Genomic DNA, 14,405 nt, shown 5'->3' with positions numbered 1-14,405 from the left:
TAAGTAAGGTTATTGATTCTGATGAATGCCATACCAAAGTTGGCCTAGAGCTATGCCGCCATCATTGATGGGGATCTGTTGACTGGATAACACTTGATTGCCTTGGGTGCTTAGCTTGCTCAGGCAATATTCCAATAGGTATTTATTTTGGAATACGCCGCCGCAGAGCACGGTTGGGAGGTGTTTGTACTGGGCGGCATAGTCGCAGATAGCATCGCCTAATGTGTGTAAAAAGGCGCGGGCGATGGCATCTCGTCTGTTGTCTGTTAGCGGTTTTTCAGTCATTAATTTAACAATTTGCTTGAACATTTCACTGCTACGCCACTGGTCGACGTCAAGAGGTAAGTTAAGCGACATGGCTTCAAGGGCTAATGCATCGGCGCGATTGGCTGCGGCTTCTATTGCCATGCCTGCTTGACCTTCAAATTGTGTGGTTTCGATTAAGCCTAAGGCGCAGGCGAGGGCATCAAACAAGCGTCCGACCGATGAGCTTTTAAGTGCGCTACCGTTCTGCCAGATCTTATGTAAGTTAGTCAGAGTGTTTGGGCGCATGTTGTTTAATATAGGTAATCGCAATGCGAGTACAGCATCGAGGCTCATTTGCTCGAACAATAATGCCAGTAACAACCTCACGGGTTGCTTAATTGCTTGTTCGCCGCCCAGCAGCGCTATGGGCTCAAAATGGGCCAGTCGCTGCGCTTTATCGAGCGTGGTTAATAACACTTCACCGCCCCATAAACTGCCATCGTCGCCAAGCCCTGTGCCATCAAAACTAAAGCCCAATACGGGATCTCGATATTGATTAACCGCCATTACGCTGAGCACATGGGCATGGTGATGTTGCACAGTTAAACATTGGCTTTGGCTGGTATTGATGAGTTCTACACTCGAGTTTGAGTGCATTTCAGCCCAGCGCGAAGGGGCATAATCTGGGTGTTTATCGCGAACAATAAGATTTGGCGTAAAGTGATACAACCGAGCAAAAGTGGCTAAGGTGCGCTCAAAATACTGCTCGGCGCTGACACTGAACAAGTCGCCAATATGGGGACTTAAAAACACATTATTGCCAAAGCCTAAGGCGATGGCATTTTTTTGTTGTGCACCCACGGCCAAAATTGATTGGGACAGCGGTGTATCAAGTGGGAAACTTAACGGCGCATAACCACGGGCGAGACGCAGTACTTGCACCTCTGCAGGCGAATCCATGTGGGGCTGAATCACCTGCACCACACTGTCATCGCAGCCATTAATAATCGGCCGATTATGATCAACTATTGCATCCACAACATGGCTTAAGTGGCTAATAAGCTCATCACAATCTGTGATGATAGGCTCACCTGACACATTAGCGCTTGTTGCGACCAATGGCCCTTTGAAGAGACCTAACAGCAAATGATGCAGTGGAGTGTAGGGCAAAAATACCCCGAGTTTATTCAGATTGGGGGCGACAGCTAAGCTGAGATCATGTTCGGCGCGGCTGCTCATCAGCACTATGGGCCGCTCCTGCGAACTCAGCACTTGCCACTCGGCATCCGAACCTGTGACATAGTGCTGCGCCATCTGGATATCCGCCATCATCACAGCTAGCGGCTTGGCTTGGCGCTGTTTTCGCAGCCGGAGTTTGTTGACTGCTTTGTCGTTACGGGCATCACAGATTAAGTGAAATCCGCCCAGTCCCTTAATTGCCAGAATCTGCCCTTGGTGTAATCTGTCAGCCGCCGCTTTCAGTACCGCCAAATCCGTATTCAATTCAGGTGTACTGAAATTAGAGGTATTGGGAATGATGTATTCCCCTTGGGGTGTTTTTAAACTGAGTCTGGGGCCGCAGACTGGGCAACTGACTGGCTGAGCATGATAGCGGCGGTCGAGTGGGTTTTGATATGCTTTGGCGCACTCGGGGCACATGTCAAAATCGGCCATGGCTGTGTTGTGTCTATCATAGGGTAAAGCATTGATTATGGTGTATCGAGGGCCACAGTTAGTGCAGTTTGTAAAAGCATAGCCAAAGTGGCGATCATCAGGATTATGCATGTCGTTCAAGCAATCTTGGCAGGTACTTTTATCCGCAGATACCGCCACCTGCGCACCTATCGGTGAACTTGGGTCATCGTCCTCATGGCTGTCGCTTTTTATAATTTCAAATGCGGTTTCGCTTAGCAAAATCGGCAGCGGTGTTTGGATTATATTGTCGATACGGGCCAGTGGCGGTGGGGTAGTATTGAGCGTTGTGATAAATTGCGTGAGGTTTTCTTCTGTGCCTTGCAGCTCAATGGTCACGCCCTTGGCATTGTTGAGCACAGTACCCGTCAGTTGAAATTCAAGGGCATAACGATAGACAAAGGGGCGAAATCCCACCCCTTGCACTATGCCAGTGATGTGCAGCTGACAACGCTTTAGCGCGGCGCCCTTGTGGACAAGGTATTCCAATGCCAGCCTGCGCTTTATCTGCAGATCACTGTGCTTTTTGTGGCGACTATTATGTCTATGTGGCTGCATGCGTTGTGACTTAACTTTTGGCCTCCTAATCATGGGTATTCAGTTGGCGCTGCTTTACGTAAAGTGCGCCAACGGCTAAGTTATCGCCGTCTAAATCTAGACTACGATTGATCACTAAGGGGAAGTTTTTGCCTAAGCGTAAACTGATGCGTTTACACAGGGTTTCATTCGTTAATTCATTGCCCGCTAAGGCAACATTGTGCACGCCGATATTTAAATCGATATGCTCGATCCAGTTAGATAAATAGTCCGCCAGCGAGTCTTGCATTGCAAAGGCGAGTTGACTCGGGTCGTCATTACCTGCGATACGAAAACTCAACACTGTGCCTAAGGTTTTACACCAATTTAGGCTGCGGTGGGCTTCACCTTTGGTCAGGGGATAATCGATACGCGGGGCATTGGCACCGTGGTAACGCATGGCGGCGGCCATCAGTGCATCGCTGAGTCTTTCTTGGCTTTGCGTTTCTTCTTGGGGATTGAGGCCAATTAAAATGGCGGCAATGGCCCACAAACTTTGCAAGTTGTCCCGTCTGCCGTGAAGCTTTAGGCTCAGGAGTTTTAGGTAATCGTCGGGGAACAGGCTTTTAAACTTTTGTGCCACGGCTTTTTGTGGACTGCTGTCCAGTTGATGGAAGATTTCGTAACCGTTATCGGGCAGCTCGGGCAGTGCAAAGAAGAGTTCGGTGTCGCCCTTATTATCGCAGGTGACAATTTGACTGGCGTGGGTATGGCTTAAGTAAATGACCGCGGCATTTTTTGCTTGTCTGTGGCTGGTAAATTTACCGTTAAGTAAGGCACTGAATAACGCTGCGTCCGCGATGGTATGATTTTCGGTATCGCTAGCGTGTGGCGTGCCAGCATGTTCAACTTCAGTGTGAGCTGCTTCTGCGTTAGCGGCAAAGGTGTTAGCAGCATGAGTCGCTTCACTCGATTGAGCTAATACCGCCACACTCAGTTCGCCTTGATGGGAACGTGACCGTTTCGCCGCTTGCCATTGGGCTTGATAACCGTGAAGACTGACTTTTTCTCTTAAGGGTTCTGGGGCGATAAAGTGCTTAGTTGGAGCCTGCGTTGAGCCTAAATCTTTGCTGGCAATTTGCGCCCAAGCGCCATCGACCCACGCGAGTTTCGGCCTATTATGCTTACCTTGGATATAAACCCAATCGATCCCTTTTTGCCGCAACACTTCGGCGAGTACTAAAATCACCCGGCTGTAGGCAAAACAAATGTCGTACAGCGGCGCACTGAGTTTGTCGTGCTCTTGCGTGGGTCTGGCGCAGATAAGCGGTTTTTCAATACTCGAAAGCGCGAGTACCTGCGCATCGTTCAGGCAGAAATGGGCGTTTAGCGTATTGGGATTACAAATTAACAGCTGTGGCCGCTCGCCTAAGGGCAGAGCAAACGGTGTCAGACTAAGTTGCAGCTCATCGGCGGCCGCTAATGTCAGTGGGCCTTGTGTCAGCAGCCCCTGTGCCATGGCTTTTATATCTGACAAGGTTAAGGCTTTTTGCGCTGGCGTTAATTGTGTTTCGCCCTTGCAGCAAGGGCAGGCTAAATCTAGCGCGCCAAACTTCGCCGACTGATTATCGCCAATAAGCGGATAACATTGCTGGCAAAAAGGCGCGATGGCAGGACTTGATCCAGACTGTGAATAGGGCAGTAAGGTTTTGCCGCCTTGGGGCTCGTCGATGACCTTAATGCCGGAGTCAATCAACCAAGCGGAAATCAAAAAGTCTGCGGCAATGGCATCGGCCAGTTGCTCGAGTTGAGTCTGCTCGCCCTGGACTTCAATAAAGTAACTGTGCTGACCAAAGTCCTGTTGCCCATCACAGCCTATGCTGATGTTCAGCGCATCGTAATTTAGGTATTGATTACATAAATGCGCGTACAAAGGCACCTGACGTGAACAGGTAAAATCAAATCTGATGTTTTTCATTTTCTATATACTTTCACCAGTAGTAACGCCGCGTTTATAAGAGTCAGGGATCAGCGAGTCGATACTGTGATCGGCAATACGCGTCGCAGTGAACCCAAGGGAGGCTAAGTGGGATAACAAGCTTGATTCCATTAACGGCACTGCGGCGGCAACTTTAGGGGTCAAACCCAGCACCATAGGTTCAAGCACGGTTGGGGTGACGCCCAGCACAAAGGTCTTAGGTCTGTCGCCAACCATTTCCATCATATTGAGGGTTTGCAGCATTTCGACTTCATGGGCGCTGCCTTGCCAGTCGATTTCCTTCGGAGCCTTATCAAAATCGAAGAAGTAGACTTCGCCCGCTTCTACGCCATTGGCATTGACAGTATCGACCACGATTAAATAATCATATTGGCAAATAATAGGGATAAGTCCCTGAGCCAAGGTGCCGCCATCGAGCAGCTTCAGCTGGTGAGACTCATGGGTAAACTGATAATTATCAGCTATATAATTGACAAAATGCACGCCGATGCCTTCATCGGCGTACAGGACATTGCCAATACCGAGTAGCAATATCTTCATTGGACTCCTAGTGGTGTGAGTCTGGCTTTGGGTAGTCATAGCCAGAGACAATCGAGTCAACTGAGTTATGTTTGAAGCGTATCCCTGACCAAACCGCCATATAGACGTGGATAACCACAAAGATAACAAATGCCCAAGTTAAGTAGTGATGGAAAATCCTAACCTGTGCCAGCCCACCCATTTGTGCCGTAATCCAAGCGGCGCTGCCCCAAAGCATCCCACCTAAACCTTGGTGATACACATTGGCGTACAACACCAGACCCGTTATACATATCACGAGAGCGACCAGTGAGATTGCTACATAAGTCACAAATTGCAGCGGTCCATATACACCCGCTTTATGTAAGTGACCCATCCATAAGTAAGATTTCAGCTGAGTGATCCAGCTTTTTACACTCATCACGTCGCGAAATGAGCGCCGCTCAATGTCGCTTCGACTGAAAAAATACAGGTAGAAGCGGACTAAGGTGATGGCGGTCAATACAAAACCGCAGATCAGATGCGCGAAGCGGATCCAGCCTTGTACGAGCACATCCGTACTTTCAGGCGCCACAAGAAACGGCCAAGCAATATAGAATCCGGTGATCACTAGCACTAAAATTGATAGTGCCCTGAGCCAGTGGAAAATCCGTATTGCCGGACTAAAAACCAGTGTCCGAATGCGGGTTGCAGAATGGTTCATTTTGCGTTCCCTCCCTCGATTATTGACCATTGGGACTGACACGGAATTCGCTCAATGCCTGACCTTTAAAATCCATCACGTGTACAGAACACGCCATGCAAGGGTCAAATGAGTGAATAATACGTATCACCTCAAGGGGCTTAGTAGGATCTTCTAATTTCAAGCCAATTAAAGAGGCTTCATAGGGACCCATTTTACCGTTGGCATCCACAGGTCCTGCGTTCCAGGTCGTCGGTACTACGGCTTGATAGTTCTCAATCACTCCATTTTTGATGCGGATCCAGTGGCTTAACATGCCGCGTGGCGCCTCAATCATGGCGTGACCTATGTACTCTTTGCTCGGGTCGATATTGGGTTTCACATAGGTTGATTCATCTGACTGGATATTCGTCAGCAGCGCATCGAAGGTTTTTAATCCTTCTTGGGCGACGATAACTGTCTGTAACATACGGGCTGCGGTGCGACCTAAAGTGGTAAATAGGGCGGCAACGGGTAAGCCTGTGCGAGCAAGCAGGGCATTGACCGAATCCACAACCACTTTGTTACCACGGGCATAGCTCACCAATAGGCAGGCTAATGGACCAACTTCGACGGGTTCACCTTGATAACGGGGAGATTTCACCCATGAGTATTTACCATCACCATCCAGCGTTGGCAGCTTGCCGTAGACGGTATCGCGTTCAACAAAACCAGTGTAATTAGGAATCGTTGTACCGTCATAGGGATGCTGCGGCGCATCGGCGCTATACCAAGCATGGCTAACGTCTTCAGCAATCAGATCTGGGTTTACATCGCTGACACCGGCAAGGTCGCCATTCATGATCACGCCTTGATTGAACATGTATTCGCCATTGGCTAACACAAAGTCATCGGTCGCCATGAAGTTTTTCACATTCACGCCGCCCAGTACGCTTGGCTCAGTACCAAAGGCTTCGGCCGCCATCACGATATCCGCTTGATAAGCACGCAGGATAAAGTCAGTCACGGTCGCATGTTTTTGCTTCCATTCCTGCAGGCGAGCAGGGCTTAACATGTCACGCACCGACGTTACACCACCAACAACAACGGATTGTGGATGTGGAGATTTACCGCCAAAGATGGCCAGCATTTCCGCCGCGACACGTTGTACTTCAAGCGCTTTAAGATAGTGAGATAGCGCGATAAGGTTTTGCTCTGGAGTAAATTTATAGGTGCCATTACCCCAATAAGCGTTGGCAAAGGGGCCTAATTTACCGGTTTCGACAAAGCCTTTGACTCTTTCTTGCACGGCTCTTAAATCACCTTCACCCGCGGCTATGGGCTTGTCTGTGTATTGCAGCGCAACTTGTGCAGCTTTAGCCGGATCGGCGCTCAGTGCAGACACCACATCCACCCAATCAAGACCGTGTAGATGGTAGAAATGCACAATATGGTCATGCATGTATAAAGAGGTTTGCATCAATGAACGTAAGTATCTCGCGTTCAACGGAATTTGAATTCCCAGAGCGTTCTCAACTGCTTCAGTGCCGCAGCGGTAGTGGGAATAGGTACAGACACCACAGATACGTTGCACAATAAGGCCAACATCCATAGGTGTACGGCCCTTGAGAATGACTTCAATACCGCGCCAGAGTGTGGAGGATGACCAAGCCTTGCTGATGACGTTATTTTCATCAACTTCAACTTCGATACGTAAGTGACCCTCGATACGTGTGATAGGGTCGATAACAACGCGCTTGCTCATGGGTTATTCCTCCAGCGGTTTGGCAAAAATACTGGCAACGGCATGGGCTCCAATGCCCACCACAGTCGCGCCTAAAATCACCGCACCAATAGTATCTGCGGTCGCATCCAATCCATGGAGGAGTTGACGGCCAAGGGGTTTTTCAAAGTCGGCCATGTCATCCCAGAAGTTAGGCTCTGAGCAGCCCATACAACCGTGTCCAGCGAGAACTGGCCAGCTGGTGTGATGGTTAAAGCGCTCGGTAGGGCAGTTGTTGTAGGTGTAAGGACCTTTACAACCGACTTTATACAGGCAGTAGCCTTCTTTCGCGCCGTGATCGCCAAATTCTTCAACGAATTCACCGGCATCAAAGCGGCCGCGACGTTCACAGTTATCGTGTACCCGTGCGCCGTAAGCCCATTTAGGTCTGTTAAACATATCCAGTGCAGGTAATTTGCCGAACATGATGAAGTACATCAAAGTGCCGACTATGTTCTTTTCGCTCGGTGGGCAACCGCCTAAGTTAATGACGGGTTTACTGACCACTTCGTGCACGCCTTTCGCCCCCGTTGGGTTTGGATAGGCAGCTTGCACGCCACCAAACGCCGCACAGGTGCCGACAGAGATAATCGCGGCGGCGCCTTCTGCAGCATGTTTGATGATTTCTAATCCTGTGTGACCTTTACAGCCCACAGTGAGGAAGCTGCCGTTATTGGCGGTCGGAATCGCCCCTTCAACGGCCAGTAAATAGCGGCCCTTGTAGGTTTCGAGTGCATTTTCGAGGTTTTCTTCGGCTTGCCAACCCGCAGCAGCCATTAAGGTTTCGTGATATTCCAAGGAGATATGATCAAAAATCAGCGAATCTAGATTGGGGGTATCGGTACGAATTAAGGATTCTGAGCAGCCAGTACATTCGGCCATGTGTAACCAGATTAAGGGTACACGGTCGGCTAATTCGGCAGCTTCGGCTACTAAGTTACTAAAGGGGAGCGGCAATGCGAGCATGCTCGTCACCATGGCACTCCACTTCATAAAATCACGGCGGCTAATGCCGTGCTGTTGCATTTTCTCAATCAGCGATTGTTGTTGACGGGGAGCGAATTGGCGTAACGCATCTAAGCGCGCCTTTCCCTGTTCATATAGGGCTGCATGTGTGTCCATGGGTCAACCTTTTTTGTTATTTAAATGTAAATTGGTAAGGGTTTACATAATTGACAGGGTCAGTTTAGGCCGTTGGAGTGTAAAGATTCTTGATGTATATCAAGAATTTTCAAGAGATGTGATAGAACTGAATTTGACATTTAATTAACATGACGCAGATCTAATTTCACTTTTCCTAATGGGACAAAATGTCTCATATTTGCCATTTTGGATGAAATCGGTCACTTAATCGGCGCTCATGTTATTAAGGTTGCGCTGTTGAAAATGCCGACCTTAAGTGGGGGGAGTTTGTGCATACGGCTTAATTGGGCTTATATCAGCTTGTTTAAGAAAACCTTAAGATTCAGTTAATAGATTCAAAGGTAATCGTTAACGCGGAATATTCTATGAAGAAAATATTGTTGTTACTCAGTTTAATGGCCGCTGGCGTACAAGCCGCACCGTCGTTGGATCACCAAGTGTTTAACGCGCAAAACCAAGCTGTTTCCCTGAGTGAGTTTAAAGGTAAAGTCGTTTATGTCGATTTTTGGGCCTCTTGGTGTGGGCCTTGCCGTAAATCCTTTCCGTGGATGAATGAGATCCAAAAAAAGTATCAAGATCAAGGTTTGGCCGTCGTGGCAATCAACCTAGATACAGATAACGAGTTAGCCCAAGAATTCTTAAAACAAGTCCCCGCCAATTTTTCAGTGCGTTTCAATCCAGAAGGTGATGTCGCGCGCAGCTTCGATTTACTGGGTATGCCGAGCAGTTTCATGTTCAATCGCCAAGGTCAGTTAGTGCAGCATCATGTTGGTTTTTATGCCGATAAAACCGCTGAATACGAGCAAGAGCTCGTTAGTTTACTGAAGGAGTAATTTATGCTTAAACCCGCATTAGTCGCAGTCACACTCATTATAGGTTTGAGTGGTTGTTCAAATTTAGGGGTGCAGCCGTGGGAGAAAGGCCAGTTGGCACGCGCCGATATGGCGCTCGACAGTGAAAAGCTCGATCTGGCGCTCGATGACCATATTTATTTTAGTAAAGAAGGCAGTAGCGGCGGTCGTGCCTTTGCCGGTGGTGGATGTGGCTGTAACTAAACTCTCCGTTGGTGTTAGTTGCCCTTAGATGTAACGAATAGATGTGATGAGCAGATGTAATAAAATCTGGGGCGAAATCCCGCGGTATTGAATAGATGAAAGTGACCTACAGGTGTTGTCAGCTATGACCCAAAAAAAGAATCAAATAAATGCAAGACAATCGAAACAGATTGCGGGTGCGTTAGCCTTAGCCAGTTGTGGATTGTTTGCCACAAGTGGCCACGCGACTGAATTATCTAAAAAAGCTGACGACTGGAAGGTCGATGCCGCTTTAATGTATTACGGTGAACAGGATCGAGTACAGGCCGTTGAAGCCATAGGTACAGCACAAAAAGCCTTTGGCGATGATAGCATGCTGGATCTCAAACTGGTGGTCGATAGCTTAACCGGTGCCTCGGCTTCGGGCGCTGTGGCTCAAAGTACCAGCCAAACCTTTACTCGTCCTTCGGGCAATGGCCAATACAGTGTGGCAGCGGGCGATACACCGCTCGATGACACGTTCCACGATACCCGCGTTCAAGGCAGCGTTAATTGGGCCCAAGCGCTCAATCCTGACTGGAAAGTCAACGCTGGTGTCTATGGTTCAAAAGAATTCGATTATATGTCAATGGGGCTCAATGCCAGTATTGAGCGCGGTTTTAACAAAGACAACACCACACTGTTTTTAGGCACAGCTTACAGCTTCGATGTGGTCGATCCTGTCGGTGGACGTCCGGTGGATTTATCCTCCATGGCGGTTCGCGATAACTTCGCCAGTGAAGCCGCCTACCGCACCGCATTTGATGCGACTCGTCAAAGTGGCAGTGATAATAAGCAAACGGCCGATATGATGTTAGGCATCACCCAAGTGCTCAGTCAGCGCTGGTTGTTGCAGGCCAATTACGGCTTATCGAGTGTCAATGGCTATTTAACCGATCCCTACAAAGTGCTCAGTGTGGTGGATAACAATGGCATCACTCAGGATCTCTTGTATGAAAGCCGCCCCGATGCTCGCTTGAAGCATAGCTTTTACGTGATGACTAAAGGCGCGTTGGATGCGGGCGTAGTGGATTTTTCCTATCGTTATAATACTGATGATTGGGATCTCACATCGCACACCTTAGAAACCCATTACCGTTATTACTTTACGGGCAATTTTTACGGTCAATTGCATCTACGTTATTACCAACAAACGGCGGCTAACTTCTATCAACCTTTCTTGATGGCAGATGCGCCACTGCCCGAGTTTGCCAGTGCCGATTATCGTATCGGTGATATGTCGGCTTATACGATAGGGATTAAATTTGGTCATAGATTATCGGGCGGTCATGAGATGTCGTATCGCTTAGAGTATTACCAACAGGATCCGAAAAATAACGGCACGACTATCCCAGGAGAGCTGCAAAACTTTGATCTGTTCCCGACGCAGAAGGCAATAACAGCACAGTTTAGTTATTCTTTTTAATACGAAATAATGCTACTGACTCAGATAGCAAGGCGTTAAACTGTATGGGTAGCTTAGCTACCCATACTCAATTTACCCCTGAGCTTATTTAAGCTGAATCCCAGTGGGGTGCCATGTAAAGAGGTGATTTATGATGTCGACATCATCCCTAAAAACCGCACTTTATTCGCTGCAACGCCGTGATTGGGGTTATGTAGGCGAATTTAGAGCCATGGCGAGTCCCTGTGAAATACTCATCGCATGCGATCAACTCGATATTGCCGACGATATGTTAGATATGGCGGTCACTGAGGCGCTGCGTATTGAACATAAGTACAGTCGCTTTATTGCACAGAACTGTCTGTGGCAATTAAACCATGCCTATGGTCATAAGCAGCTTATCGATGAAGAAACCTGGCAGTTATTGGCTTTTGCCAAACAATGTTTTCAGCTTAGTGATGGATTATTTGATATCTCTGCAGGGCCGTTAATGGAGCTGTGGCGCTTTGATCCCAAAGCCCAATTGCCCGAACATGCCCGCATACTTGCCGCGAAAGCCTTAGTGGGGTTTGAGCGTATCGAGTTTGATTCGCACCATATTGAGATGCCATCGGGAATGAAATTGGATTTTGGCGGCGTTGCTAAGGAATATGCGGTCGATAGAGTCGCCTATGAGTTGGCTGAATGTTATCCAGATATTCCTGTGTTAGTGAATTTTGGCGGCGATATCGCCTGTCCTGTGCCCAAAGTGAACCCATGGCAGGTGGGCATTGAAGATCCTCGCCATCTCGACCACGCGGCCAATGTACTGGCGATCAGTCAGGGCGCATTAGCGACCAGCGGCGATACACGGCGCTTTTTTGAAGTCGATGGAATGCGTTACGGCCATATTGTCGATCCACGCACTGGCTATCCCGTCGTCCAGGCGCCGCGCTCCGTGACTGTGTTAGGGCCAAACTGCGTGACCGCGGGAATGCTGGCGACTATGGCCATGCTACAGGGCCAAGATGCGGAAGCATTTTTACAGCAACAAGATGTTAAGTTTAGTATTTTCCGTTAAGGGTTCTTTTAAAAGGCTCTGTTAAGGACATTGAATGCGTATTATGTTGGTTGAAGACAATGAGTTATTAGCCCAAGGGATTTGCTTAAGTTTGGCAAAGCTGGGCATGCAGGTTGATCACCTTAATAGTTATCAGCAAGCATTACAGGGTGTTAAAAATGAAAGCTTCAGTGCCATAGTGCTCGATCTGGGTTTACCGGACGGTAACGGTAAAGATTTACTCAAGGCGTGGCGTCAGCAGGGGGTGTCAATTCCTACAATAGTCCTGACCGCCAATACGGATTTTGACACTAAGCTCGAATGCTTAGACATGGGCGCCGATGATTATCTCGGTAAACCCTTTGATGTACGTGAGCTCGCCGCGCGTATTCGCGCCATTGTCAGACGCCAGTACGGGCTCGATCACAACAGTTTGATTATTGGTGCGCTGTGCATTGATTTAAATACCCGCGAAGTGACCTTTCGCGATCAAAATGTGCTGCTTTCGCGGCGTGAATTCCAATTATTGCTTGAACTCGCACAATCAGCAGGGCGCGTATTGACGCGCAGCCAACTGGAACAGTTAACCTATGGCTGGGATGAAGTCGGCAGCAACTCGATTGAAGTGCACATCCATCATCTGCGTAAAAAACTTGCCAATGAGCTGATTAAAACCGTGCGTGGAATCGGCTATACCTTGATTGAAATAAATTAATTCACTGAATTAAGTGACAATACTCACGTTTGTGGGTATTGATACCTCAGTCATTCGCTGAGGGTAAAACGTTAGGAAACTAAAGTGATTCGATTAAAGGGGCTGGATGTGTATTCACTGCGTTTGGTACTGACATTATTGATTTTGTCAGGTATTTCAGTGTCCGTTGCTGTCTCTAGCTGGTTGAGTACTCGGGATTCTAAGCATCAAATTGAAGAACTCTTCGATGCGCAAATGCTGCAAACCGCGAAAATGCTGGAGCTGTTTTATCACACTGAGCCCGGTGCGACGCCCCAGAGTACCGCGAGACCGCAAGTGCTCCACGTTCCCGATAGCCAGATCAGTTCCTTTGCCGAAAAAGCCGATGCCCTGAAACTCGCCTATGAGCATAAATTGGCGTTTCAAATTTGGAGTGAGGCGGGCGAAGCCTTAGTGCTGTCAGACAATATTGGCCATCAACCTATCACCCGATTCGTGCAGGGTTATCACAAGAAAGTGTTCGAAGGTGAACTCTGGCATGTGTTCAGTTTTTTCTCGGTCAAAAATCATGTTTGGATTGTCACCGCTCAGCAGGATGAAGTGCGCCAAGAGCTCGTATCACAAATCATGCATAACGCGGTTATCGTGCCCTTGATTGTGGTGCCTTTGACACTACTTATCGTTAGCCTATTATTTTATCTATTGTTCCGGCCGTTAAAAACCTTTGAAAGGGAGCTGATTGGGCGGGCGCCGAACGATCTCACGCCGTTGACTATGTCACTACCGAAAGAACTCGTACCCGTTCGCCGTGCATTAAACTTATATATCAATAGCATAGCTAGATTCATTGCCCGTGAGCGCCGTTTTAGCGCCGATGCCGCCCATGAACTGAAAACACCATTATCTGTGATTAAATTACATCAACACGGTTTAGAGAGCCTGATTGACGATGATCTACAGCAGAAATTTCATCTGGCTGCGATTGATGCCGGCGTGGTGCACATGAGTCATACCGTTGAACAGTTACTGGTGTTAGCAAGGGTGGATTCAATAAATGAGCTCAATGTGTCATCCCACGCTATCTTGCCCATGGTTGAAGATGCGCTTAATCAATTGATGCCACAAATCACCGATTATGAATGGAATATCGATATCGCGCCCCAGCTGACCGTGACTTGCGATCGTTTTTATCTGCTGCTGGTGCTAAAAAATATTATCGAAAATGCCTGCAAATACAGCCCGCAGGAATCAGAAATCTCAGTGTCGGCCCATTCACTGGGTGATGAGATTAGTATCTGTATTGCGGATCGCGGCCAAGGTATGACAGAGGAGCAGATTGCTAATGCCACAGAGCGTTTTTATCGTGTGAATGAAAATGAAGGCATAGGTGCGGGTTTAGGTTTGTCTATCTGCCATCACATCATTGAATTGCACCAAGGCCGTTTAGTGATAGCGCCAAGGGAGAAGGGCGGATTATCTGTGACTCTTTTTTTGCCGCAATAGTTCAGAAGTTAACATCTTAAAATAGATCCGCAGTTTAAGTGACATCACCTCAGTGGTTTTGATACATTTGGGTGAGTGTAATTGTGCGTTTGTCTGCTATTTTAGAAAAAATCCTTAGGTTTACCAACAGAT

At 48.1% G+C, this 14,405-nt stretch carries 12 protein-coding genes; 6 read left to right on the top strand and 6 right to left on the bottom strand.

Annotated features, from left to right (window positions below):
* Positions 1-9 precede the first annotated feature (9 nt).
* The 6 genes from hypF to hyaA are packed head-to-tail and all read right to left on the bottom strand — an operon-like array spanning position 10 to position 8,538.
* Positions 10-2,529: a carbamoyltransferase HypF gene (gene hypF / locus Q4Q49_RS10880; protein WP_409373189.1), complete on the bottom strand. Its 2,520-nt coding sequence runs from the start codon at positions 2,527-2,529 to the stop codon at positions 10-12.
* Entirely contained in the window at positions 2,522-4,432 is a 1,911-nt protein-coding gene (locus tag Q4Q49_RS10875) for a NiFe hydrogenase (protein ID WP_311999341.1), read from the bottom strand. The genes hypF and Q4Q49_RS10875 overlap by 8 nt, the downstream gene beginning before the upstream one ends.
* A gap of 3 nt (positions 4,433-4,435) precedes the next feature.
* Positions 4,436-4,993 (bottom strand): HyaD/HybD family hydrogenase maturation endopeptidase, encoded by a 558-nt coding sequence (locus Q4Q49_RS10870; protein WP_006086407.1) that lies wholly within the window; start codon positions 4,991-4,993, stop codon positions 4,436-4,438.
* A 7-nt stretch (positions 4,994-5,000) separates the two neighbouring features.
* Positions 5,001-5,675, bottom strand: coding sequence for a Ni/Fe-hydrogenase, b-type cytochrome subunit (gene cybH, locus Q4Q49_RS10865; RefSeq protein WP_006081382.1), 675 nt, complete (start codon positions 5,673-5,675; stop codon positions 5,001-5,003).
* Between the two features lie 19 nt (positions 5,676-5,694).
* Complete coding sequence (hyaB, locus tag Q4Q49_RS10860; RefSeq protein WP_006081383.1) at positions 5,695-7,398, bottom strand: nickel-dependent hydrogenase large subunit; 1,704 nt, start codon at positions 7,396-7,398, stop codon at positions 5,695-5,697.
* A 3-nt stretch (positions 7,399-7,401) separates the two neighbouring features.
* Positions 7,402-8,538: a nickel-dependent hydrogenase small subunit gene (gene hyaA, locus Q4Q49_RS10855; protein WP_006081384.1), complete on the bottom strand. Its 1,137-nt coding sequence runs from the start codon at positions 8,536-8,538 to the stop codon at positions 7,402-7,404.
* Between the two features lie 386 nt (positions 8,539-8,924).
* Between hyaA and Q4Q49_RS10850 the strand changes: the two genes are divergently transcribed.
* From Q4Q49_RS10850 to Q4Q49_RS10825, 6 genes are all read left to right on the top strand, one after another.
* Positions 8,925-9,392: a TlpA disulfide reductase family protein gene (locus tag Q4Q49_RS10850; protein ID WP_006086408.1), complete on the top strand. Its 468-nt coding sequence runs from the start codon at positions 8,925-8,927 to the stop codon at positions 9,390-9,392.
* A 3-nt stretch (positions 9,393-9,395) separates the two neighbouring features.
* Positions 9,396-9,614 (top strand): DUF4266 domain-containing protein, encoded by a 219-nt coding sequence (locus Q4Q49_RS10845; protein WP_006081386.1) that lies wholly within the window; start codon positions 9,396-9,398, stop codon positions 9,612-9,614.
* 124 nt (positions 9,615-9,738) lie between these two features.
* On the top strand, positions 9,739-11,058 hold the full coding sequence (locus Q4Q49_RS10840) for a DUF3570 domain-containing protein (protein WP_226059066.1): 1,320 nt from the start codon (positions 9,739-9,741) through the stop codon (positions 11,056-11,058).
* 130 nt (positions 11,059-11,188) lie between these two features.
* Entirely contained in the window at positions 11,189-12,097 is a 909-nt protein-coding gene (locus Q4Q49_RS10835) for an FAD:protein FMN transferase (protein WP_311999340.1), read from the top strand.
* Between the two features lie 34 nt (positions 12,098-12,131).
* Positions 12,132-12,791 (top strand): response regulator transcription factor, encoded by a 660-nt coding sequence (locus Q4Q49_RS10830; RefSeq protein ID WP_006086413.1) that lies wholly within the window; start codon positions 12,132-12,134, stop codon positions 12,789-12,791.
* Between the two features lie 84 nt (positions 12,792-12,875).
* Positions 12,876-14,273, top strand: coding sequence for an ATP-binding protein (locus tag Q4Q49_RS10825; RefSeq protein WP_311999339.1), 1,398 nt, complete (start codon positions 12,876-12,878; stop codon positions 14,271-14,273).
* Positions 14,274-14,405 lie beyond the last annotated feature (132 nt).

Origin of the sequence: Shewanella sp. SP1S1-7 (assembly GCF_031932105.1) — a bacterium.
GTDB classification, from domain to species: domain Bacteria; phylum Pseudomonadota; class Gammaproteobacteria; order Enterobacterales; family Shewanellaceae; genus Shewanella; species Shewanella baltica.
This window is presented reverse-complemented; position numbering and strand designations above follow the sequence as displayed.

What these genes read in the sequence shown, in the direction of transcription:
- Q4Q49_RS10870 (WP_006086407.1), bottom strand. Translation starts at nt 4,993, where the DNA reads ATGAAGATATTGCTACTCGGTATTGGCAATGTCCTGTACGCCGATGAA.
- hyaB (WP_006081383.1), bottom strand. Translation starts at nt 7,398, where the DNA reads ATGAGCAAGCGCGTTGTTATCGACCCTATCACACGTATCGAGGGTCAC.
- Q4Q49_RS10845 (WP_006081386.1), top strand. Translation starts at nt 9,396, where the DNA reads ATGCTTAAACCCGCATTAGTCGCAGTCACACTCATTATAGGTTTGAGT.
- Q4Q49_RS10830 (WP_006086413.1), top strand. Translation starts at nt 12,132, where the DNA reads ATGCGTATTATGTTGGTTGAAGACAATGAGTTATTAGCCCAAGGGATT.
- Q4Q49_RS10840 (WP_226059066.1), top strand. Translation starts at nt 9,739, where the DNA reads ATGACCCAAAAAAAGAATCAAATAAATGCAAGACAATCGAAACAGATT.
- Q4Q49_RS10875 (WP_311999341.1), bottom strand. Translation starts at nt 4,432, where the DNA reads ATGAAAAACATCAGATTTGATTTTACCTGTTCACGTCAGGTGCCTTTG.
- hyaA (WP_006081384.1), bottom strand. Translation starts at nt 8,538, where the DNA reads ATGGACACACATGCAGCCCTATATGAACAGGGAAAGGCGCGCTTAGAT.
- Q4Q49_RS10835 (WP_311999340.1), top strand. Translation starts at nt 11,189, where the DNA reads ATGATGTCGACATCATCCCTAAAAACCGCACTTTATTCGCTGCAACGC.
- cybH (WP_006081382.1), bottom strand. Translation starts at nt 5,675, where the DNA reads ATGAACCATTCTGCAACCCGCATTCGGACACTGGTTTTTAGTCCGGCA.
- Q4Q49_RS10850 (WP_006086408.1), top strand. Translation starts at nt 8,925, where the DNA reads ATGAAGAAAATATTGTTGTTACTCAGTTTAATGGCCGCTGGCGTACAA.
- hypF (WP_409373189.1), bottom strand. Translation starts at nt 2,529, where the DNA reads ATGATTAGGAGGCCAAAAGTTAAGTCACAACGCATGCAGCCACATAGA.